This window comes from Streptomyces lomondensis (genome assembly GCF_014651035.1).
Classification (GTDB): domain Bacteria; phylum Actinomycetota; class Actinomycetes; order Streptomycetales; family Streptomycetaceae; genus Streptomyces; species Streptomyces lomondensis.
Genome location: NZ_BMWC01000003.1, coordinates 492,401 through 514,126, shown reverse-complemented (window position 1 = coordinate 514,126; position 21,726 = coordinate 492,401). Strand labels below are relative to the sequence as shown.

Genomic DNA, 21,726 nt, shown 5'->3' with positions numbered 1-21,726 from the left:
TCACCTCCGGGTCGCCGTGCGCTGGACCCACAGATTGATGAGGACGGCGCCGAGGAGCATCACGCCGAGGAAGGCCTTGAACCAGTCCGGGTTCCAGCCGGCGTAGACGATGCCCTGCTGCACCATGCCGAACATGAAGGCGCCGAAGACCGGGCCGATCGCGGAGCCGTACCCACCGGTCAGCAGGCAGCCGCCGATGACGGCCGCGGCGATGTAGATGAGCTCCTGGCCCACGCCCTCGCCGGACTGCACGGTGTTGAAGGAGAACAGCTGGTGCATGCCGACGAACCAGGCGCCGAAGCCGACCAGCATGAACAGCGAGATCTTGGTGAAGGTCACGGGCACACCGACGGCCCGCGCGGAGTGCTTGTTGCCGCCGACGGCGAAGATCCAGTTGCCGTACTTGGTGCGCAGCAGCACCCAGGTCGCCAGAGCCGCGAAGGCCAGCCACCACACCACGGTGATCTTGACGTTGACCCCGCCGACCTCGAACGTCGAGGCGAAGAGCTTCTGCGCCTGGGCGAAGCCGTCCATGTCGCTGATGTCGTCGGTGGCGACGTTGCCGGTGACCAGCTTGGTGATCGCGAGGTTCACGCCCTGGAGGATCAGGAACGTGCCGAGGGTGACGAGGAAGCTCGGCAGTCCGGTCTTGACCAGCAACCAGCCGTTGAAGGCGCCGATCGCGAGGGACACGATCAGGGCGACGATCACGCCCACCCAGACGTTCAGCGTCAGCTGGTAGCTGAGCATGGACGCGGTCAGCGCCGAGGTGATCACGGCGACACCGGCGGACAGGTCGAACTCGCCGCCGATCATCAGCAGGGCCACCGGCAGCGCCATGATCCCGATGGTCGACGACTGGTACAGGATGTTCGCCATCGAGCTGCCGTCGCGCACCGGCGGCGCGGCGAACAGGAAGAACACCAGGACGGCGACGGCGCCGAGGAAGACGCCGACCTCGGGCCGGGCGAGCAGCCGCAGCGCCAGCGGGCGCTGCCGGGTCCGGCCGTCGGACTGCTTCTGGCCGGGGGCCGGCGGTGTGTCCACCGCCGGCGCAGCCTGTTGGGTCATGCTCATCACCGGGTGCCCTTCGCGGCGAACTCCCCGATCCGGTCGACGTTGGACTTGTCGACAAAGGCCGGGCCGGTCAGCACGGGCTGCTCGCCGCCGCCGCTGTAGTTGCCGTTGTTCTTGTAGAGCCACAGGCCGTCGACGGCCAGGTAGCCCTGGAGGTAGGGCTGCTGGTCGACCGCGAACTGGATGTCGCCGGCCTTGATGGCCTTGATGAGGTCCTTGTTGAGGTCGAAGGTGGCGACCTTCGCCTTGCTGCCGGCGTCGGCGACGGACTGCACCGCGGTCAGCGCGAAGGGGGCGCCCAGGGTGACGACGTAGTCGATGGACGGGTCCTGCTTCAGCTTGGCGGTGATCGTCGACTTCACGGCCGGCATGTCGGTGCCGTTGACGTTCTGCGGGTCGACCTTGCCCTCGAAGGTCTTCGCCACGCCGTCGCAGCGCTGGGTCAGGCCGACGTTGCCCTGCTCCTGCATGACGCAGAGGACGTTCTTGGCGCCGACCTCGTTCAGCTTCTTGCCGAAGGCCTCACCCGCGACGGACTCGTCCTGGCCGAAGAACTCCAGCAGGTTGAGCTGCTTCCACTCGCTCAGGCCGGAGTTGAGGCCGACGACGGGTATGCCGGCCTTCTCGGCCTTGCCGATGACGCCCTTGAGGGCGTCCGGCTTGGCGAGCGTGACCGCGATGCCGTCGACCTTCTGGTCGATCGCGTTCTGCACGAGGTTCGCCTGGTTGCCCGCGTTCGGGTCGGCGGAGTAGACGAGCTTGATGTTGTCCTTGGCGGCTGCGGCCTCGGCGCCCTTGCGGACGGTGTCCCAGAAGGTGTCGCCGGGCGCCTGGTGGGTGACCAGGGCGACGGTCATGCGCGGCGTGGTCGCCTTGCCGGCGGAGGCGTTCGCGGCGCCTTCCTCGGACTTCTTGCCCCCGGAACTGCTGGAACAGCCGGCGAGAGTCAGGGCCGCCGCCGCGGTCAAGGCGATGACGGGCGCGAACCTGCGGGAGCGGGGGTGAGAAGAGCGGTCCATCTTTCCTGGCACCTCACTGTGCTGCTGCTGGGGAAAGGTAGGGGATCACGAGGGATCCGTGGTCCCGGAGCCTTACGGAGTCCGGATCATGATGCCGCAAACAGACTGTTGCGATGCCACGGGATCCAAGTCCTTGCCGCGCCCGCTGTCAATACTTTGTTAAGACATCATTTCACAAGCAGGTCCGAATGTAAGTACAAACTATTGACAGCGCTGCCCCGCGGGACCTACACCTGGGGGGCGGCAGGTCCTGTGGATCCACGCCCCCACCGTGTCAGGGCGCCCCGGGCCCCGCATCCCCAGCTTCCCGAGGAGGTAGCGCATGGCCGAGCCAGCCCAGCATTTCGATGTGATCACGATGGGCCGCATCGGGGTCGATCTCTATCCCCTCCAGACCGGCGTCCCGCTGGCCCGGGTGGAGAGCTTCGGGAAGTTCCTGGGAGGTTCGGCGGCCAATGTGGCGGTCGCCGCGGCCCGCCTCGGACGCCGTACGGCGGTCATCACCCGGACCGGCGACGACCCCTTCGGCGCGTATCTGCACGAGGAGCTGAAGGGCTTCGGCGTCGACGACCGCTGGGTCACCCCGGTCGAGGCGTACCCGACGCCGGTCACGTTCTGCGAGATCTTCCCGCCGGACGACTTCCCGCTGTACTTCTACCGCCGCCCCAAGGCCCCCGACCTGGAGATCCACACCGACGAGCTGGACTACTTCGCGATCCGCGGCGCCCGGATCTTCTGGATCACCGGCACCGGCCTGAGCGAGGAGCCGAGCCGCTCCGCCACGCTCGCCGCCCTCAAGGCCCGCGACAAGTCGGGCATCACCGTCTTCGACCTCGACTGGCGGCCGATGTTCTGGTCCGACCCCGAGGAGGCCCGCCCGTACTACCGCGAGGCGCTGCGCCACGTCACGGTCGCGGTCGGCAACCTCGACGAGTGCGAGATCGCCACCGGCGTGCGCGAGCCGCAGGCCTGCGCGGACGCGCTGCTGGCGGCGGGCGTGGAGCTGGCCGTCGTGAAGCAGGGCCCCAAGGGCGTCCTGGCCGTGCACCGGGACGGCACCCGGGCCGAGGTGCCGCCGGTGCCGGTCGAGGTGGTCAACGGCCTGGGTGCGGGCGACGCCTTCGGCGGCTCGCTCTGCCACGGCCTGCTCGCCGGCTGGGACCTGGAGCGGACCATGCGGCACGCCAACGCCGCCGGCGCCCTCGTCGCCTCCCGCCTCGCCTGCTCCTCCGCGATGCCCACCGGGTCCGAGGTCGAGGACCTCCTGGCCGGGGCGCCGTCGCCGAGCACGAGCCACTGAAACGGAGCCTTCCTTGAACATCGGCATCCCCGACCTCACCACGGTCCGAGCCCGGCACCCCGAGGCCGTCGCCGAGGCGGCGGCCCGCCGGGCGCGCCGCCCGCTGATCGGCGACAGCGGCCGGCTGATGATCGTGGCCGCCGACCACCCGGCGCGCGGCGCCCTCGGGGTCGGCGACCGGCGCCTGGCCATGGCCCACCGCGCGGACCTGCTGGAACGGCTGTGCACCGCGCTGTCCCGGCCCGGCGTCGACGGGGTGCTCGCCACCGCCGACATCCTGGAGGACCTGCTCCTGCTCGGCGTGCTGGAGAACAAGGTCGTGATGGGCTCGATGAACCGCGGGGGCCTCGCCGGCGCCGCCTTCGAGATGGACGACCGCTTCACCGGCCACCGCGCCGAGGACATCGCCCGGCTCCGCTTCGACGCCGGCAAGCTCCTGGTCCGCATCGACTACGACGACCCGGGCTCGCTGACCACCCTGGAGTCCACCGCGCGGGCGATCGACGCCATGGCGGCCCACCGGCTCCCCCTGTTCGTCGAGCCGTTCCTCTCCCGGCGGGTCGACGGCCGGGTCCGCAACGACCTGTCCGCCGAGGCCGTCACCAAGTCGATCGCGATCGCCTCGGGCCTGGGCGGCACCTCCGCCTACACCTGGCTGAAGCTGCCCGTCACCGACGACCCGGACGACATGGCCGAGGTCCTGGAGACCTCCACGCTGCCCGTGGTCCTGCTCGGCGGGGAGGTCGGCGACGACCAGGAGGGCGCGTACGAACGCTGGCGCAAGGCCCTGCGCCTGCCCACCGTCCAGGGCATGGTCGTCGGACGGTCGCTGCTCTACCCGGCCGGGGGCAGCGTGGAAGAAGCGGTGGACACGGCCGTCGGCCTGTTGTGATCCCGGAGGATGCCATGACGTACCACCTTCCCGCCGGCAAGGCGCTCGGCGGCCCCTACGTCGTCGACGTCACGCCCGAGAAGGCCGGCTGGGGCCATTCCAGCCTGCGGGTGCTGGAGCTGCCGCCGGGCGGTTCCCACACCTTCGACACCGGCGACAGCGAATGGATCGTCGTCCCGCTGAGCGGTGCCTGCACGGTCGCGTGCGCCGACGACTTCGGCCAGGACACCTTCGACCTGCACGGCCGCCCCGACGTGTTCAGCGCGGTGAGCGACTTCGCGTACGTGCCGCGCGACGCCCGGGCGACCGTGACCTCCGCGGCCGGCGGGCGGTTCGCGCTGACCGGCGCGCGCTGCACCCGCCGCCTGCCCGCCCGCTACGGCCCGGCCTTCGAGGTGCCCGTGGAGCTGCGCGGCACCGGGAACTGCTCCCGGCAGGTCAACAACTTCGGCGCGGCCGGGGTCTTCGAGTGCGACAGGCTGATCGCGGTCGAGGTGATCACGCCGGGCGGCAACTGGTCGTCGTTCCCGCCGCACAAGCACGACGAGCACCGGCCGGGCGAGGAGTCCGTGCTGGAGGAGATCTACTACTTCGAGTTCGCCGGGCACGACGGCATCCCGGGCCTCGGCTACCAGCGCGTCTCCCCGTCCGGCCCGGGCCGCGACACCGACGTGCTCGCGGAGGTCCGCGACGGCGATGTCGTCCTGATCCCGGACGGCTGGCACGGGCCGTCGATGGCCACGCCCGGCCACCACATGTACTACCTGAACGTCATGGCGGGCCTGGAGGCCGAGCGCGCCTGGCTGATCTGCGACCACCCCGACCACGCCTGGGTCCGCGACACCTGGCCGGACCAGCCGGTCGACCCCCGGCTCCCCCTCTACACCGCCCCGGAGACTTCCCGATGAGCGCCCGCACCCGCCGACTGACGACCGCCCAGGCCCTGGTGCGGTTCCTGTCCGCCCAGTACACCGAGCGGGACGGCGTGCGCCGCCGGCTGATCGCCGGGACCTGGGGCATCTTCGGCCATGGCAACGTTGCCGGGGTCGGCCAGGCCCTCCTGGAGGCGGGCGAGGACGTCATGCCCTTCCACCAGGGCCGCAACGAGCAGTCCATGGTGCACGCCGCCGTCGGTTACGCCCGGCAGCTGAACCGCCTGTCCGCGCAGGCAGTGACGACCTCGATCGGCCCGGGCGCCACCAACCTGGTCACCGGTGCCGCCCTGGCGACGATCAACCGCCTGCCGGTGCTGCTCCTGCCCGGCGACTACTTCGCCACGCACTCCGCCGACCCGCTGCTCCAGCAGCTGGAGCACCCGGTCGAGGCCGACGTGTCGGTCAACGACACGCTGCGCCCGGTGTCCAGGTACTTCGACCGGATCACCCGCCCCGAGGCTCTGATCCCCTCGGCGCTCCAGGCGATGCGCGTGCTCGCCGACCCGGCCGAGACCGGCGCGGTCACGCTGGCCCTCCCCCAGGACGTGCAGGCGGAGGCGTACGACTGGCCGGAGGAGTTCTTCGCCGAGCGCGTCTGGACCGTACGGCGTCCCGCGCCGGACCCGGTGGAGCTGACCGCCGCCGTCGAGGCCGTCCGGTCGGCCGAGCGGCCGCTGATCGTCGCGGGCGGCGGCGTCCACCACAGCGAGGCCGAACAGGCGCTGAAGGCGTTCGTGGACGCCACCGGCATCCCGGTCGCCTCCACCCAGGCGGGCAAGGGGTCGCTGCGCCACGACCACCCCGCCGACCTCGGCGGCATCGGCCACACCGGCACGGCCGTCAGCGACGACCTCGCCCGCACCGCCGACCTCGTGATCGGCGTCGGAACCCGCTACACGGACTTCACCACGGCCTCCGGCACGCTCTTCCAGAACCCGGACGTGCGCTTCCTCAACCTCAACATCACCGGCTTCGACGCCCACAAGCTGGCGGCGCGCACGCTGGTGTGCGACGCGCGGACCGGCCTGGAGAAGCTGGCCGAGGGGCTGGCCGGGCACCGGGTGAGCGAGGCGTACGAGGCCGAGTACCGCGCCGGCAAGGAGCGCTGGGACGAGGTCGTCGAGACGGCCTACCGCGCCGGCGACGAGAACGCGGTCCCCACCCAGACGCAGGTGCTCGGCGCGCTGGACGCGGCCGTCGGCGACGAGGACGTGGTGATCAACGCGGCCGGTTCGCTCCCCGGCGACCTGCACAAGCTGTGGCGCTCGCGCAGCCCGCGCCAGTACCACCTGGAGTACGGCTACTCCTGCATGGGCTACGAGATCCCGGCCGGCATCGGCGTCCAGCAGGCCGCCCCGGGCACACCGGTGTGGGCGCTGGTCGGCGACGGCACCTACCTGATGATGCCGACGGAGATCGTCACGGCCGTCCAGGAGGGCCTGCCGCTCAACATCGTCCTGATCCAGAACCACGGCTACGCCTCCATCGGCGGCCTGTCGGAGGAGACCGGCGGCGAGCGCTTCGGCACCGCCTACCGCTTCCGGGCGGCCGACGGCACCTTCACCGGCGCGCCGCTGCCCGTGGACCTCGCGGCCAACGCGGCGAGCCTCGGCATGGACGTCCTGCGCGCCAAGACCGTGCGCGAGCTGCGCGAGGCCCTGGCCGCGGCCCGCGCCTCCGACCGTCCGACGTGCGTGTACGTCGAGACCGACCCGGCCCCGACCGCTCCCCCGGCCGAGGCCTGGTGGGACGTGCCGGTGGCCGAGACCGCCGCCCGTGAGGCCGCCGTCGAGGCGCGTGAGCGCTACGACCGCCAGGTGGCCGGACGCCGCCGCCACCTCTGACCTCCCTACCCCTGGTTCCACGAAAGGCCCTTGCGCACCATGAAGACCATCACGCACTGGATCGACGGCAAGCCCGTCGAGTCCACCTCCGGCCGGTTCGGCCCCGTCTACAACCCGGCCACCGGCGCCCAGGAGAAGCAGGTCGTGTTCGCCACCGTCGACGAGGTGGACGCGGCGGTCGCCTCCGCCAAGGCCGCCTTCGAGAGCTGGGGGCAGTCCTCTCTGGCCAAGCGCACGGCGATCCTGTTCAAGTACCGCGAGCTGCTGGACGCCCACCGCGACGAGATCGCCGAGCTGATCACCGCGGAGCACGGCAAGGTGCACTCCGACGCGCTCGGCGAGGTCGCACGCGGCATGGAGATCGTGGAGCTGGCCTGCGGCATCTCGGTCCAGCTGAAGGGCGAGCTGTCCACCCAGGTGTCCTCCCGGGTCGACGTCGCCTCGATCCGCCAGCCGCTGGGCGTGGTCGCGGGCATCACGCCGTTCAACTTCCCGGCGATGGTGCCGATGTGGATGTTCCCGCTGGCCATCGCCTGCGGCAACACGTTCGTGCTGAAGCCGTCGGAGAAGGACCCGTCGGCCTCCTTCCGCCTGGCCGAACTGGCCGCCGAGGCGGGCCTGCCGGACGGCGTGCTGAACATCGTGCAGGGCGACAAGACGGCCGTGGACCGCATCCTGGAGCACCCGGACATCGAGGCGGTCTCCTTCGTCGGCTCCACCCCGATCGCCAAGTACATCCAGCTGAAGGCCGTCGAGCACGGCAAGCGCGTGCAGGCCCTGGGCGGCGCCAAGAACCACATGCTGGTGCTCCCCGACGCCGACCTGGACCTCGCCGCCGACCAGGCGATCAACGCCGCGTACGGCTCGGCGGGCGAGCGCTGCATGGCCGTGTCGGTCGTGGTCGCGGTCGGCGACACCGGTGACGAGCTGGTCGGCAAGATCGCCGAGCGCGCGAAGAACCTGAGGATCGGCCCGGGCACCGACCCGGCGTCCGAGATGGGCCCGCTGATCACCCGCGAGCACCGCGACAAGGTGGCGTCGTACGTGGCGTCGGCGGCCGAGCAGGGCGCCGAGGTCGTCGTCGACGGCACGGGCTTCTCGGTCGAGGGACACCCCGACTGCGCAGACGGCTTCTTCCTGGGCGTCTCGCTGCTGGACCGGGTGCCGCTGACGGCGGACGCGTACCGGGACGAGATCTTCGGCCCGGTCCTGTGCGTGGTCCGCGCGGACACGTACGACGACGCCGTCCAGCTGATCAACGCCTCCCGCTGGGGCAACGGCACCGCGATCTTCACCCGGGACGGCGGCGCCGCCCGCCGGTTCCAGCTGGAGGTCAAGGCGGGCATGGTCGGCGTCAACGTCCCGATCCCGGTCCCCGTCGGCTACCACTCCTTCGGCGGCTGGAAGGACTCCCTCTTCGGCGACCTGCACATCTACGGCAACGACGGCATCGCCTTCTACACCCAGGGCAAGGTCATCACCACCCGCTGGCCGGACCCGTCCGACGGCGGCATCAACCTCGGTTTCCCGAGCAACTCCTGACGCCCGGAAGGGGGGTTCGATCCATGGCGAAGACCGGTGACCGTGCCCGGGCCCGTACGGCGGCCGCCCCCGCCCTCGCCTCGCTGGACTTCGCCCTGGACCGGGTCAGTCCCGTGCCGCTGTACCACCAGCTCGCGCAGCAGCTGGAGGCGGCGATCGAGCACGGCGTCCTCGCCCCGGGCGACCTCCTGGGCAACGAGGTCGACCTCTCGGTGCGCCTCGGGCTGTCCCGCCCCACCGTCCGCCAGGCCATCCAGTCCCTCGTCGACAAGGGGCTGCTGGTCCGGCGGCGCGGGGTGGGCACCCAGGTGGTGCACAGCCAGGTCAGGCGCCCGCTGGAGCTGAGCAGCCTCTACGACGACCTGGAGGCGGCAGGGCAGGAGCCGACCACGCAGGTCGTGCGCCATGAGCTCGTCCCCGCGTCCTGCGACGTGGCGGCCGCCCTCGGCGTCGCGGAGGGCAGCGAGGTCACCGCCCTGGAACGGCTGCGCCGCACCCACGGCCGGCCGGTGGCCCTGCTCTGCAACTACCTCCCACCGACCCTGCTGGACCTCGACGACGCCCGCCTGGAGTCGACGGGCCTGTACCGGATGATGCGCTCGGCGGGCATCACCCTGCACAGCGCCCGCCAGACCATCGGCGCCCGCGCGGCCACGGCGGAGGAGGCGGCCCGTCTGGACGAGGAGGAGGGGGCGGCACTGCTCACCATGCAGCGGACGGCGTACGACGACACCGGGCGGGCGGTGGAGTACGGGTCGCACATCTACCGGGCGACGCGTTACACGTTCGACTTTCAGTTGCTGGTGAGGCCTTGACCGACCCCGCGATCGGGTGCAAAAGTCGTACATATACGCCGTAAACATACGGTGCCCGACCGCACCCGACGCGGGAGTGTCCCGGCATGGCGCGCAGGAACCAGATGCCGACCCCTCGAGGAGCCGGATCCTCCTGGGCACCCTCGACCGTCCTCGTCACCGGCGGGGCCGGTTTCATCGGCAGTCACACCTGCGTGGAACTGCTCGACCACGGCTACGAGGTGATCGTGGTCGACGACTACTCGAACAGCACACCGCAGGTCTTCACCCGGGTGGAACGGATCGCGGGCCGCTTCGTCGGCGCCGTCTACGAGCTGGACATCCGTGATCGGCACGCCCTCTCGGCCGTCTTCGACCGACACTCCGTGGACGCCGTCGTGCACTTTGCCGCGCACAAGGCGGGGGGCAGGTCGACACGGATGCCCGTCCCGTACTACGACACCAACGTGGGCGGCACCACCGCCCTGCTGCGGACCATGCACGAGCACGGAGTGCACCGGCTGGTCTACCCGTCCTCCTGCTGGATCTACGGCGACGCCGGTGGCGGGCCGCTGGACGAGACCACCCCCGTCCGGCCCGGTACCCCGTACGCGGCCTCGAAGTGGATCTGCGAACAGATTCTCGCGGACGTCTGCCGCCGGCATCCCGAGTACACCGTGCTGTGCCTGCGGTACCCCGTCCCGGCCGGGGCCCACCCCAGCGGCCTCCTCGGCGAGGACCCGTGCGACACGCCCGAGAACCTGCTGCCGTACCTCGCGCAGGTGGCCGTCGGCCGGCGCGAGAGGCTCTCCGTCTTCGGCGACGACTATCCGACCCGCGACGGCACCGGGATCCGGGACTATCTGCACGTCATGGACGCCGTCGAGGCGCACCGGGTCGCGCTGGACCATCTGGCCGACGCTCCGGGCATGCACGTGTACAACCTGGGCGCGGGCGCCGGCAGTTCGGTCCTCGACGTCCTCGCCACGTTCTCCCGGGCATCCGGCAGAGCCATTCCGTACGACGTCACGGCTCGCCGCCCCGGCGACGTCGCCGAGCTGGTCGCCGACGCGACGGCCGTGACGCGCGCCTGGGGCTGGCACGCCACCCGGGACCTGGCCGACGTGTGCCGGGACGCCTGGCGCTTCCAGCGGCTCAACCCGGACGGCTACGTGGAGGCCGTGCAGTGCCCGGAGACGAAGGAGTAGGCCGCCATGCGGCCCCCGGCTGTCCCCGCGCCGCGTGCGGTGAGCCATGTCCGGCGTCTGACCCGGTGGGGCCCGTGCCCCGCCTCGACCGCCGCCCGGGCCGGCCCGGGGCGCCCCGCCGCGCCGCCGGCCCGTCGGCTGATGGCCGCCCATGTCGCGCTCGTCGGGGTCCTCACCGGGCTCTGGCTGAGCGTTCCGGCCCTGCGTACACCCCTGTGGGCCCTGATCGGTCTCGCGGGGGTCGCCGCCGTCCTCGTCGGAGTGCGGGTCCACCGGCCCCCGCACCCCGGGCCGTGGCTGGTGCTCGCCGCCGGGCTGCTGGCCTTCACCGCGGGCGACACCTACTACAACGCCCAGGAGGCGTACTTCTCCGCGTCGACGTTCCCGTCGCCGGCGGACGCCTGCTACCTCGCGGTGTACCCCCTGTTCGCCGTGGGGCTCACCGGCCTGGCGCGCTACCGCTGGACGGGGCGTGACCTTCCCGGCCTGCTCGACACCGTGGTCATCACGGCCGGGCTCGCCCTGCCGGTGTGGGTCTACCTGGTGCTGCCGCTGGCCCGGCTGGAAGGGCTGACCTGGCAGCAGCGCGCGATCAGCATCGCCTACCCGCTCGGGGACGTCCTGGTGCTGGCCCTGCTGGTCCGGCTCCTCGCCCGCGGCCCCGCCCCCCGCCCGAGCCGCGCCGTCCAGCTGCTCGTCCTGGGCACCCTCACGCTGCTCGCCTCGGACATCGTCCACGGCGTCCTCCAGCTCAACGGCACCTGGCAGGCGGGCACCCTGCCGGACTCCGGCCGGATCGTGTTCTACACCGCCTGGGGACTGGCCGCACTGCACCCCTCCATGGCACGTCCGGCCGCGCCGCGCCCCCCGCCCCAGTCCCTGCTGCCGCCCCGGCACCGGCTGTTGCTGCTCGCCACGGCGACACTGATCCCGCCCGCCATCCTCGGCCACGAGGAGAGCAGGGGCCTGGTCCACGACGCGACGGTGCTGGCGGGGTTCTCCGGTGTGCTGTTCCTGCTGGTGATCCTCCGGCTCGCCATGATGGTCGTCGCGCACCGCAAGGCCATGACGCGGGAGCTGGCCCTGCGCACCGCGGCCGCGTCCCTGGTGGGGGCGTTCTGGCCGGAGGAGATCGCGCGGGCCTGCGCCGCGGCGGTCACCAGCCTGTTCGGGCCGCAGGGCCGGCATGTGACCCTGCTCCTGTCGGCCGGGGAGACCCGTGACCTGTACGCGCGTCTGGCGCGCTGCCCTGCCTGGGCCGACGCCGGCGGCGAGCCCGGCCGGACCGGGTCCGCGCGGCCGGTCCGCAGCCGCACCGTGCTGGTCCCGGCCACTGCGCTCGGTCCGGAGATCACTGCCCGGCTCGGCGACCTGCCGACCGCTCTGCTCTGTCCCATGGTCCAGCCCGAGCGGCCCGCCGGCGGCGAGCTGCCGGGAGCGCTGCTGGCGGCCGGCTCCGAGCGGCAACTCGCCAAGATGCGCGGCTCCCTGGAGTTGCTCGCCTCGCACGCGGGGCTGGCGACGGAACGCATCGCGCTGCGCCGGGAGGTCATCCGCAAGGAGAGCGAGACGTACTTCCGCACCCTGGTACGCAACGCCTCGGACGTCATCCTCATCCTCGACGACGACACCACCGTCCGGTACGCCAGTCCGTCCGCGCGGACCATGTTCGGCGGCGCCGACCTCACCGGGACGCAGCTGCCGGACCTGGTGGACTCCCGGGAGCGGGACCGGGCGGTCCGCACCCTGGCGGCGCTGCGCGGCAGCGGGTCTCGGGAAGCTCACGACCACTGGCGGGTGGTACGGGACACCGGCCGCATCGAGGTGGAGGTGCGCGGCCGCGACCTGCGGCGGGACCCGACCGTGAACGGCCTGGTCGTCACCCTGCGGGACATCACCGAGCGGGCCTTCCACGACCCCCTGACCGGTCTGCCCAACCGCACTCTGCTGCTGGAGCGGACCGAGCGCGCGCTCCGTCGCCACCGCAAGGAGTCGACGACCCCGTGCCTGCTCTTCATCGACCTGGACGACTTCAAGATCGTCAACACCACGCTCGGCCACTCGGTCGGTGACCGGCTGCTGTGCGCCGTGGCCGAGCGTCTGTCGGGGACGCTGCGCCCTGCCGACACCGCTGCCCGGCTCGGTGGCGACGAGTTCGCCGTGCTGATGGCGGACGCGCGGCAGCCGCTCGACGCCGAGCTGCTCGCGGCCCAGGTGGTCCGGGCGCTCAGCCGACCGTTCCGCCTGGCGATGGACTCGGTGAGCGTCTCGGCGAGTGTGGGCGTGGCCACCTCCAGGGACGCCACGAACGCCGAGGAACTGCTGGCGCTCGCCGACCTGGCCCTGTACGCGGCCAAGGCGTCCGGCAAGCGCACGTGGCGCCGGTTCCGGCCCCAGCAGCGGGTGCGGGTGGTGGAGCGTCACGACCTCCAGGTGCGGCTCGACAAGGCCGTCAGCCAGGAGGAGTTCAATCTTCGCTACCAGCCGGTGGTGGACATCGCCGAGGGCGATGTCGTGGGCTTCGAGGCGCTGGCCCGCTGGCCGGAGCCCGGGCCCGATCCGGTGCCGCCGGGGCGGTTCATCCCGCTCGCGGAGGAGACCGGGCACATCGCGACGCTGGGCGCCTGGGTGCTGCGCACGGCCACGGCCGACATCGCCCGGCTCCAGCACCGCACACCGCGGCTCGCCCCGCCGTATCTCAGCGTCAACGTGTCCGCCCGGCAGTGGCGGGACACCGGCTTCCTGGACGAGGTGTGCACCGCCCTGGACACCACCGGCCTCGCCGCGGGCACCCTCCAGCTGGAACTGACCGAGTCGGTGCTGATGCGGCGGACCGAGCAGATCGACGCGCAGATCCGGGCCCTGAAGGACCGCGGTGTGCGCATCGCGGTCGACGACTTCGGCACCGGGTTCTCCTCGCTGCGCTACCTCCAGGACTTCCCCGTCGACATACTCAAGATCGACAAGTCGTTCATCGACGGCATCCCCGAGGACCCCCGGCAGGTCACCCTGGTCGAGGGCATCGTCCATCTCGCCGACACACTCGGCCTCCAGGTGATCGCCGAGGGCATCGAGAAACCGCCGCAGCGGGATCTGCTGGCGGACATCGGCTGCCGGTACGGGCAGGGCTTTCTGTTCGCCCGGCCACTGACGGTGGAGGAGGGCGAGGCGGTGCTGCGGCAGCGGAACGACGGATGACGGCCGGCCCGGACGGCCGGCCCGGGCGGCATCACCGGCGTCACGGCCGGACCGCCCCCGGAGCCCGGTGGCTCCGGGCCGCTGCCGGCGACAGGCCGAACGCCGTCTCCACCAGCGCGATGTGGCTGAACGCCTTCGGCGCGTTGCCCAGCTGCCGGCCCGAGTCCGGGTCCCACTGTTCGGCCAGCAGACCGACGTCGTTGCGGATGGCGAGGACCCGTTCGAAGGCCTCCCGGGCCTGCCGCGGGTGCCCCGTCGTGGCGAGAGCGTCGGCGTACCACAGGGAGCACGAGACGAACGTGCCCTCGGCGCAGTCCGCTCCCCCGGGCCCGGTGCCGCCCTGGGTGTACCGGCGCACGAACCCGCCGTGCCCGAGCCGGCCCAGGGCGCGCACGGTGCCGCGTACCCGCTCGTCGCGGGCGGGCAGGAAACCGACCCGCGGGATGAGCAGGGCCGAGGCGTCCAGGCCGGGCTCGCCGTAGGACTGCACGAAGGACCGCTGGGCGGTGTCCCAGCCCTCCCGGCAGACCTGCCGGTGCACCTCCTCGCGCATGGCCCGCCACTCGCCGGAGGACCCGTTGCGCCCGAGCAGTTCGCCCATGCGCACGGCGCGGTCGGCGGCCACCCACGTCATGACCTTCGAGTGCACGTGCTGGCGTCGTGGAGCTCCCAGCTGCCACAGCCCTTCGTCCGGTTCGCGCCAGTGCCGTAGCAGGAACCCCATGAGCGCCTCGACGAGGTCCCACACGTGGGCCGGCATCGGGATGCCGGCACGCAGCGACAGCCACAGCGTGTCCATGACCTCGCCGTACACGTCCGGCTGGAAGGTGCGCACCGCCGAGGTGCCGAACCGCACGGGCCGGGAGCCCTCGTAACCGGGCAGCCAGGGCGCCTCGGTCTCGCGCAGCAGGCGCTGGCCCTTGACCCCGTAGACGGTCTGGAGGTCGGCGGGGTCGCCGGCGATGGCCCGCACCAGCCAGTCCAGCCAGGCGGTGGCCTCGTCCCGGTATCCGCTGCGCAACAGGCAGGACAGGGCGCAGGTGGAGTCGCGCAGCCAGCAGAAGCGGTAGTCCCAGTTGCGCTCGCCGCCGATGCATCCGGGCAGCGAGGTGGTGGGGGCGGCGATGATGCCGCCCGTGGGGGCATAGATGAGCGCCTTGAGGGTGATGAGGGAGCGGACCACGGCCTCCCGCCACGGCCCCTGGTAGCGGCACTGGGCGGCCCAGCGCCGCCAGAAGTCGACGGTCTCCTTCAGGGCGGTCTCCGCCGGGACGGACAGGGACGAGGGGGGCGCGGACCGGCGCGAGGGTGTCCACCCCAGGGTGAGGGCCAGCCGGCGTCCCGCCGTGACGGTGAAGTCCCAGACTGTGGCGTCCTCGGCGCCCCGGTCCCGCACCTGTCCGTCGCCGCCGAGCCAGACGGCGTCCGGGCCGGCGACCGCGACGGTGCAGTGGCCGACGTCCCGGACCCACGGCACGACGCGGCCCTGGTGGAAGCGGAGCCGCAGTTCGCTGCGCAGGTCCACCGTGCCCGACATGCCCTCGACGAGACGGACGATGCACGGCACTCCGGCACGCGGTGGCATGAAGTCCGTGACGCGCGCCGTCCCCGTGGGGGTTGCCCAGACGGACTCCAGGACCAGCGTGTCGGCCCGGTAGGAGCGGCGCGTGCAGCGGCCGCCGGACAGCGGGGCGACGCGCCAGCGTCCGTTCTCCTCGGTGCCCAGCAGGGCCGCCAGACAGGCCGGGGAGTCGAAGCGGGGCAAGCAGAGCCAGTCGACCGACCCGTCCCGGCCGACCATGGCGGCCGTCTCCAGATCGCTGATGAGGGCGTAATCCTCGATGGGTGCATTCATGATCGGGACTACGCCGTCGTGCACTTTGCCGCTTTCCACCCTACGCCGGAAAGAGCGCCCGCCCCAGGGCCGCCGACAACGGAAAAGGCGCTGCTCTTGACCTCGCGGACAAAAGGGGGAACATGTACGTATACGTCGTAAATATATGGCGTCTCTGCGAGGACGCTTCACTCGGAGACACGGCCACCATGAACCACACGCCTCACGCGATCCAGCACCCCTCCCTCCTCCCGGACCCCCCCGCCCACCCCCTGCGCCGGGCCGAGGACCGTCCCCCGCCCCGGGCCACCGTCAGCCTGGTGGTGCCCGCCCGGAACGAGGCACGCAACATCCCCTGGGTCTTCGAACAGATCCCGGACTGCGTCGACGAGGTCATCCTGGTCGACGGGGATTCCGTCGACGCGACGGTGCACGTGGCCACCCGGTGCCTGCCGACCGTCCGCAACGTCGAGCAGAACGGCCCCGGCAAGGGCAACGCCCTGCGCACCGGCTTCCTGGCCGCGAACGGCGACTACATCGTGATGATGGACGCGGACGGCAGCATGCTGCCCGGGGAGATCCCGCACTACCTGCACTTCCTCGACAACGGCTTCGACTTCGTCAAGGGCTCGCGGTTCATCGCGGGCGGCGGATCGCTCGACATCACCCGCATCCGGCGCCTCGGCAACCAGCTGCTGCTGGCCGCCGTGAACCATCTGTACGACACGAAGCTGACGGACCTGTGCTACGGGTTCTGCGCCTTCCGCCGCGATTTCCTGGACGACCTCGACCTGCACTCCTCCGGGTTCGAGATCGAGACCGAGATGATCGCCCACGCCCTGCGTTCGGGCCTGCGCATCGCCGAGGTACCGAGCCTCGAACTGCCCCGCCGCAGCGGGCGTTCCAACCTGCATGCCATCTCCGACGGGCGCCGGGTGCTGCGCACGCTGCTGTCCGAGCGGCCAGGCAAGTAGGTCCGGGCCGCCCTGCGCCGAGTGGCTGGGGCACGCCACCCGTGGTGGACTATGAGCGGGACCACCACCGGTGACCGCAGAACAGCAGTGCGTCATGACACGCCCCGAGCCGCGGGCCCGCTGTGATCGTCGTCCCCGAACACATCCGCGTTTCGCCATCCGGAGGCCTGGTCGTGAACCATGCGCAGACCTTCGGCACGACGACCCGACGAGCGCTGCACACCGACAGGACGTCAGGCCGGAGCCAACGGTGAACAGCGGAGACCGTCCCGTGGTCCCCGGGAAGGTCCCGGCGGAGGGCGACGCTGCGCCACCGCACACGGCGAGCCCTGTCCTTCAGAGCCCGGCACCCGACAGCCCTGCCAGGTTCTTCCGCCCCGGCCGACCACGGTCCCGGCCGACGGGGGTTGGCACTTGGACGGCACTCGTCGTGCTGCCCACTGCGGTCACAGTCTGGGTGCTCTCGCTTCGTGACGTGCCCCTCGACCGCATGTGGGACTTCGGGCTGCTCAAAGTGCTGCCGGGATTCTTCTGGGTCGCCCTCGCCCTGCTCACCATCGGCTTCTGCGTGGCTGCGGCCGACCGGCGGACACCCCCTGCCTGCTACCTGGCGTACGTGCTCGCGCTGATCTCGATCCTGCACGCCACGCCGTCGCTGCTCTATCCGGAGCTGCGGTACGCCTGGGGCTGGAAGCACGTGGCCGTGATCGACGCGATGATGCGGCACAACGGCGAGGTGCCGGAGGCGGCGGGCTTCGCCATCTACAACCAGTGGCCGGGCTTCTTCCAGTTCAATGCGGTGCTCCTGCGCGCCACCGGGCTCCAGTCGCCCGATGCCTACGCCCAATGGGCCCAGCCTCTCGCCAACCTTCTACTGCTCGGCCCGCTTCTGCTGATCTACCGGTCGATCACCGACGATCGGAGGCTGGTCTGGGGAGCCGTCTGGATCTACTACTCATGTTCATGGGTGGGACAGGACTATTTCGCCCCCCAGGCCTTCGCCTTCCTTCTCTTCGCCAGCGTGATCGCCCTGGTGCTGAAGCAGCAGGCCGCGTCCGCAGGGCTGCCGAGCCCTGGGAAACGCCGACTGAGCTGGCCTCCGGATCGGCTGTTCATGGTGCTGGTGCTGGAGGCCGCGATCGTCTCCTCCCACCAGCTCACCCCCATGATGCTGATCAGCGCGCTGCTGCTGCTCTCCCTGCCCCGGCGCAACCGGCGGGTGGTGCTGCCCCCGCTGATCGGGGCGGTCGCGCTCACCGCAGCCTGGAACGCGACTGTGGCGAAGCAGTACATGTCCGAGAACCTCAGCGACCTCGTCTCCGCACTCAGTAAGCCAGAAGCCAACATCTGGTCCGGAGTCAACAGGCTCGCCGAGGCCACGCCCGCGGCGAGCCAGATCATGGTGTCCTGGATCGAGCGTGGCATGTCGGTCGGCGTCTTCCTGCTCGCCGCACTGGCTTTCGTCGTACGGCGCTGGACCCGGCGCACCCCGCTTCCGCTGCTCACGATCTCCCCTCTCCTCCTAGTGTTGGCCAATGCCTACGGCGGGGAGATGGTGTTCCGGTCCTACATGTTCGCCCTGCCCGCTGTCGCCCTGCTCATCGCCGCCCTGCTGCTGCCTCCTGGGAAACGCCTGCGGATGCGGATGCCGGTCGTCTGCGTCGTACTCCTGGCCATGCTCGGCGGGTTGGCGTTCGGCTACTACAGCAAAGAGGCGATGAACTACTTCTCCCGTCAGGAGGCCGCCGCCACTCGGTACGTGACCACGACAACCCCCACCGGGTCGCTGCTCATCTCCGTCACGTACGCCGCTCCAGGCCTGGAGATGCACTATGACCGCCACGAGCGCACGCAGGTCACCGAGGAGAGCCTGAGTACCAGGCGGATGCTGATGGAAAACCCCCTGACCGGTCTGGAACCGCTCCTCAGGAGAGCGGGGAAGCAGCCGGCTTACATCCTCCTCAACCGGGCGCAGCGCGCGGACGTCCATCTGAACGGCGAGATGCCCGCCGACTTCGTGGACCGGCTGGAGTCGGCGCTGTCCAGGGCGTCGGACTTCAAGCGCGTCTACGCCAACCCGGACGCGGTGGTCTACCGCTACGTCCGTCCGGCGGAAGGAAGCCCGGGATGAACCGACTGCGCTGGGGAGTCGCCGTGTCCGGGTGGGTTGCCGTCGCCGCGACCGCTCTGCCGGAAGGAGCGCCGCTACGGGTCGCGACGATGTCCGCGTTTCTCCTCATCGGGCCGGGACTGGCCGCCACCCTGCTGCTGACCCGGCGGCCGTCTGACGCCGAAGCCGGTCGCAGGTCCCGGCTGGAGTTCACCGTCCTCACCGTGGCCCTCAGCATCGCGTTCTCCACCCTGGTCGCCGAAGCCCTCTTCCTGACCAAGGCGTCCACGCCCACGCGTGCCCTGCTGATCCTCGCGGTGCTCAGCTCTGTTCTGGCACTGGCGCCTGCGCTGCTCAGGGCGAGGAGAAACGCCCACCGAACGTCCGTGGACGATTGACGAGGCCACCTCCCATACCGCGAGACAACTCCCCTCAATCTCATTCCTTGACCAATCGGGCAGTCGGCTTATTATGTACATGTACGGCGTAAACGTACGGATTCGCCCCGAGGAGAAGCCGTGCACGCACCACGAGCCCTGCCGCCGGCCGAGACGGCAGAGACGGCGGCTCCACCCGCCCCCGCAGCCACCAAGCGCCCCTTCACCGCACCGATACGCCAGAGGTTCGCCGCTGTCCTGCCCCGCGAGCCGCTGCTGCGCAACGGCCACCTTCTCGCCGTGAGCTCCCTCATCAACGCGGCGCTGGGCGCCGTGTTCTGGGTGTTCGCCACTCACTGGTACGACGAGCGGACAGTCGGCCTCAATTACGCGACCATCTCCGCGGCCACGCTGCTGTCCACCGTCGGTCAGCTGAACCTCTCCGACTTCCTGGTCCGATTCGTGCCGGCCGCCGGCCGTCACACGCGTAGGCTGATCCTCGCCTGCTACGTCGCCAGCATCGCCTGCAGCGCCCTGGTCGCGGTCGGCTTCCTCCTGCTCGTCCCGCAGATCGCTCCCGGCCTCGACTTCCTGCTGACACCGGTGACCGGTCTCTTCTTCGTCGCCTACACGGCGGGATACGCCATCTTCGCCCTTCAGGACGGTGCGCTGACCGGAGTGCGGCACCCTGGCTGGGTGGCGGCGGAGAACGTGGTATTCGCCGTGGTGAAGATCCTTCTATTGGCCGTGGCTGCCGCCCTGACGCTCTTCGCGGGCATCCTGATCTCCTGGGCCGGTGCCCTTGTCGTAGCCGTTCTGGTCGCCAACGTGTTCCTGCTGCGGCGAGCCGTGCCCCGCCATGAGCGGGAGGCCCCGCAGACGGAACGCCCGCCCCGGATGGTGAGGTACTCGACCGCCGACTATGTGGGTTCCCTGTTCCGGATGGCCGCGTACAACCTGGTGCCGCTGCTCGTGCTGAACACCTTGGGGCCGGCCCAGAGCGCCTATTTCTCGCTGGCCTGGATCATCGGCTACATCCCCTATCTGCTGGCGACCAACATGGGCAGCTCCCTGATTGTGGAGGCGGCGCACGCTCCCGGGCAGCTGGCTCAGCACGCGTTCCGGGTGCTGCGCCACTCGGCCCTGCTCATGGCCCTCGGGACTGTTGCGATCATCGTCGTCGCCCCGTACTTCCTGTCCTTCTTCGGGCCGGGATATGGGGAGCACGGCACCACGCTGCTCCGGCTGCTGGCGCTGTCAGCGCTGCCGAACCTGCTGGTGAGCGTGGCCATCGACGTGGCCCGGATGCGGCGGCGCCTGCGCATGGTCGTGGGACTGCAACTGGCGCTGTGCTTCCTCGTGCTGGGCCTTTCCCACGTCCTGCTGCCCGAGCTCGGTCTGACCGGAGCAGGCGTCGCCTGGCTCGTGGCGCAGTGCCTGCTGGCCCTTTACCTCTTGATCCGGCGGTCGAGTTGGCTGCCGGGGATCTCGGAGCATTCGTCATGAACGTCCACGCGCTGTCCCTCAGCGGTGATCCGTCCCGGCCGCACACCGGCGGCATCCTCGGGACCCGAACAGAGTTCTCCGTCGTGATCTGCGTGTACACCGAGGAGCGCTGGGAGGACATCCTCGCCGCCGTGGAGTCGGTACGCGCCCAGTCGCGGCCGGCCCTGGAGACCCTGGTGGTGGTCGACCACAATCCGGAACTCCTGGAACGCCTGCGCACGGAATACGGGGGGTACGGGCGCGAGGGCTCACCGGGTCCGGCAGTACGGGTCCTCGCCAACGCGGGCCCCCGCGGCCTGTCGGCCGGGCGCAACACCGGGATCGCCGCCTGCCGGGGCACGGTCATCGCGTTCCTCGACGACGACGCGGTGGCAGAACGGGACTGGCTGCGGCACATGGCGTCGGCGTACACGGATCCGCAGGTGATCGCGGTGGGCGGCCGCACTGTCCCGGCCTGGGCGTCCGGGCACCGCCCGGTCTGGTTCCCCACCGAGTTCGACTGGGTCGTCGGCTGCGCGTACCGGGGACTGCCGGAAGGCGTGGCACCGGTCCGCAACGTGCTCGGCGGAAACGCCTCCTTTAGGCGGACGGCTTTCGACGCGGCGGGCGGCTTCGCCATCGGCATCGGCCGCGACGGGGACAAGCGCCCGCTCGGCTGCGAGGAGACCGAGTTCTGCATCCGGCTCGCCCGGGCCATCCCGGACTCGCTGCTGCTCTTCGACAGCCGCGCGGTCATCCATCACAAGGTTCCCGCCGCCAGGGAACGCTTCGCGTACTTCCGCCGCCGCGCCTACGCGGAGGGGCTGTCGAAGGCTCAAGTCACCCGGCACGTAGGCGTGGCCAAGGGCCTGGAGTCCGAACGCCGCTATACCACCCGGGTACTGCCCGCCGGAGTGGCGCACGGGCTGCTCGACGCAGTACGGGGACAGCGGGGAGGCGCCGGGCGCGCGGGGGCGATCGTGGCCGGGGTGGTCATCGCGGCCACGGGCTACGTCGTGGGCTCCTTCCGGGCCCGCAGGAGCACCTCCCCCTTCCGGGTCGAGGTGCTGCCTTCGGCCGCTGACTCGGCCGGACACGGAGACGGCACCGCGGAGACCCTCGCGACAAGGACGTGAA

At 71.1% G+C, this 21,726-nt stretch carries 16 protein-coding genes; 13 read left to right on the top strand and 3 right to left on the bottom strand.

Annotated features, from left to right (window positions below):
* Together IE255_RS13785 and IE255_RS13780 are read right to left on the bottom strand one after the other, a co-directional pair.
* Nucleotides 1–1,077: an ABC transporter permease gene (locus IE255_RS13785; RefSeq protein ID WP_190050516.1), complete on the bottom strand. Its 1,077-nt coding sequence runs from the start codon at nt 1,075–1,077 to the stop codon at nt 1–3.
* Complete coding sequence (locus tag IE255_RS13780; protein ID WP_190050515.1) at nt 1,077–2,096, bottom strand: sugar ABC transporter substrate-binding protein; 1,020 nt, start codon at nt 2,094–2,096, stop codon at nt 1,077–1,079. The genes IE255_RS13785 and IE255_RS13780 overlap by 1 nt, the downstream gene beginning before the upstream one ends.
* A gap of 322 nt (nt 2,097–2,418) precedes the next feature.
* Here IE255_RS13780 and iolC point away from each other — a divergent pair, with 322 nt between their 5' ends.
* The 8 genes from iolC (at nt 2,419) to IE255_RS13740 (ending at nt 13,809) form a co-directional block, all read left to right on the top strand.
* A complete protein-coding gene (iolC, locus tag IE255_RS13775) occupies nt 2,419–3,396 on the top strand; it encodes a 5-dehydro-2-deoxygluconokinase (protein WP_190050514.1) in 978 nt (325 codons plus the stop codon).
* A 13-nt stretch (nt 3,397–3,409) separates the two neighbouring features.
* The gene (locus IE255_RS13770) at nt 3,410–4,288 is read left to right on the top strand and encodes a Cgl0159 family (beta/alpha)8-fold protein (RefSeq protein ID WP_190050513.1); all 879 of its coding nucleotides are present in this window, start codon (nt 3,410–3,412) and stop codon (nt 4,286–4,288) included.
* A gap of 14 nt (nt 4,289–4,302) precedes the next feature.
* A complete protein-coding gene (iolB, locus tag IE255_RS13765) occupies nt 4,303–5,196 on the top strand; it encodes a 5-deoxy-glucuronate isomerase (protein WP_190050512.1) in 894 nt (297 codons plus the stop codon).
* A complete protein-coding gene (iolD, locus tag IE255_RS13760; protein WP_190050511.1) occupies nt 5,193–7,067 on the top strand; it encodes a 3D-(3,5/4)-trihydroxycyclohexane-1,2-dione acylhydrolase (decyclizing) in 1,875 nt (624 codons plus the stop codon). Before iolB ends, iolD begins: the two co-directional genes overlap by 4 nt.
* 39 nt (nt 7,068–7,106) lie before the next feature.
* Nucleotides 7,107–8,609 carry a CoA-acylating methylmalonate-semialdehyde dehydrogenase gene (locus IE255_RS13755; protein WP_190050510.1) on the top strand — a complete coding sequence of 501 codons (1,503 nt, stop codon included), beginning with the start codon at nt 7,107–7,109 and terminating at the stop codon, nt 8,607–8,609.
* A 23-nt stretch (nt 8,610–8,632) separates the two neighbouring features.
* On the top strand, nt 8,633–9,424 hold the full coding sequence (locus IE255_RS13750) for a GntR family transcriptional regulator (RefSeq protein WP_190050509.1): 792 nt from the start codon (nt 8,633–8,635) through the stop codon (nt 9,422–9,424).
* Between the two features lie 86 nt (nt 9,425–9,510).
* Nucleotides 9,511–10,611 (top strand): UDP-glucose 4-epimerase GalE, encoded by a 1,101-nt coding sequence (galE, locus tag IE255_RS13745; RefSeq protein ID WP_229906386.1) that lies wholly within the window; start codon nt 9,511–9,513, stop codon nt 10,609–10,611.
* A 6-nt stretch (nt 10,612–10,617) separates the two neighbouring features.
* The gene (locus IE255_RS13740; protein WP_308280892.1) at nt 10,618–13,809 is read left to right on the top strand and encodes a putative bifunctional diguanylate cyclase/phosphodiesterase; all 3,192 of its coding nucleotides are present in this window, start codon (nt 10,618–10,620) and stop codon (nt 13,807–13,809) included.
* A 40-nt stretch (nt 13,810–13,849) separates the two neighbouring features.
* Here the strand turns inward: IE255_RS13740 and IE255_RS13735 are convergent, their stop codons facing one another.
* Entirely contained in the window at nt 13,850–15,664 is a 1,815-nt protein-coding gene (locus IE255_RS13735) for a glycoside hydrolase family 15 protein (protein WP_190050508.1), read from the bottom strand.
* Nucleotides 15,665–15,852: 188 nt separating this feature from the next.
* Here IE255_RS13735 and IE255_RS13730 point away from each other — a divergent pair, with 188 nt between their 5' ends.
* From IE255_RS13730 to IE255_RS13710, 5 genes are all read left to right on the top strand, one after another.
* Nucleotides 15,853–16,617, top strand: coding sequence for a glycosyltransferase family 2 protein (locus IE255_RS13730; protein WP_190050507.1), 765 nt, complete (start codon nt 15,853–15,855; stop codon nt 16,615–16,617).
* 457 nt (nt 16,618–17,074) lie between these two features.
* On the top strand, nt 17,075–18,748 hold the full coding sequence (locus IE255_RS13725) for a glycosyltransferase (protein ID WP_229906385.1): 1,674 nt from the start codon (nt 17,075–17,077) through the stop codon (nt 18,746–18,748).
* Nucleotides 18,745–19,125, top strand: a complete 381-nt coding sequence (locus tag IE255_RS13720; RefSeq protein WP_190050505.1) for a hypothetical protein — start codon at nt 18,745–18,747, stop codon at nt 19,123–19,125. Before IE255_RS13725 ends, IE255_RS13720 begins: the two co-directional genes overlap by 4 nt.
* A gap of 120 nt (nt 19,126–19,245) precedes the next feature.
* Nucleotides 19,246–20,610, top strand: a complete 1,365-nt coding sequence (locus IE255_RS13715; RefSeq protein ID WP_190050504.1) for a lipopolysaccharide biosynthesis protein — start codon at nt 19,246–19,248, stop codon at nt 20,608–20,610.
* Nucleotides 20,607–21,725, top strand: coding sequence for a glycosyltransferase family 2 protein (locus IE255_RS13710; RefSeq protein ID WP_190050503.1), 1,119 nt, complete (start codon nt 20,607–20,609; stop codon nt 21,723–21,725). The genes IE255_RS13715 and IE255_RS13710 overlap by 4 nt, the downstream gene beginning before the upstream one ends.
* The last annotated feature ends 1 nt before the right edge of the window (nt 21,726 follow it).

Bases quoted from the DNA above. Each gene is read 5' to 3' on its own strand.
- IE255_RS13785 (WP_190050516.1), bottom strand. From the start codon at position 1,077: ATGAGCATGACCCAACAGGCTGCGCCGGCGGTGGACACACCGCCGGCC.
- IE255_RS13780 (WP_190050515.1), bottom strand. From the start codon at position 2,096: ATGGACCGCTCTTCTCACCCCCGCTCCCGCAGGTTCGCGCCCGTCATC.
- iolC (WP_190050514.1), top strand. From the start codon at position 2,419: ATGGCCGAGCCAGCCCAGCATTTCGATGTGATCACGATGGGCCGCATC.
- iolB (WP_190050512.1), top strand. From the start codon at position 4,303: ATGACGTACCACCTTCCCGCCGGCAAGGCGCTCGGCGGCCCCTACGTC.
- iolD (WP_190050511.1), top strand. From the start codon at position 5,193: ATGAGCGCCCGCACCCGCCGACTGACGACCGCCCAGGCCCTGGTGCGG.
- IE255_RS13755 (WP_190050510.1), top strand. From the start codon at position 7,107: ATGAAGACCATCACGCACTGGATCGACGGCAAGCCCGTCGAGTCCACC.
- IE255_RS13750 (WP_190050509.1), top strand. From the start codon at position 8,633: ATGGCGAAGACCGGTGACCGTGCCCGGGCCCGTACGGCGGCCGCCCCC.
- galE (WP_229906386.1), top strand. From the start codon at position 9,511: ATGGCGCGCAGGAACCAGATGCCGACCCCTCGAGGAGCCGGATCCTCC.
- IE255_RS13740 (WP_308280892.1), top strand. From the start codon at position 10,618: ATGCGGCCCCCGGCTGTCCCCGCGCCGCGTGCGGTGAGCCATGTCCGG.
- IE255_RS13735 (WP_190050508.1), bottom strand. From the start codon at position 15,664: ATGAATGCACCCATCGAGGATTACGCCCTCATCAGCGATCTGGAGACG.
- IE255_RS13730 (WP_190050507.1), top strand. From the start codon at position 15,853: ATGAACCACACGCCTCACGCGATCCAGCACCCCTCCCTCCTCCCGGAC.
- IE255_RS13720 (WP_190050505.1), top strand. From the start codon at position 18,745: ATGAACCGACTGCGCTGGGGAGTCGCCGTGTCCGGGTGGGTTGCCGTC.
- IE255_RS13710 (WP_190050503.1), top strand. From the start codon at position 20,607: ATGAACGTCCACGCGCTGTCCCTCAGCGGTGATCCGTCCCGGCCGCAC.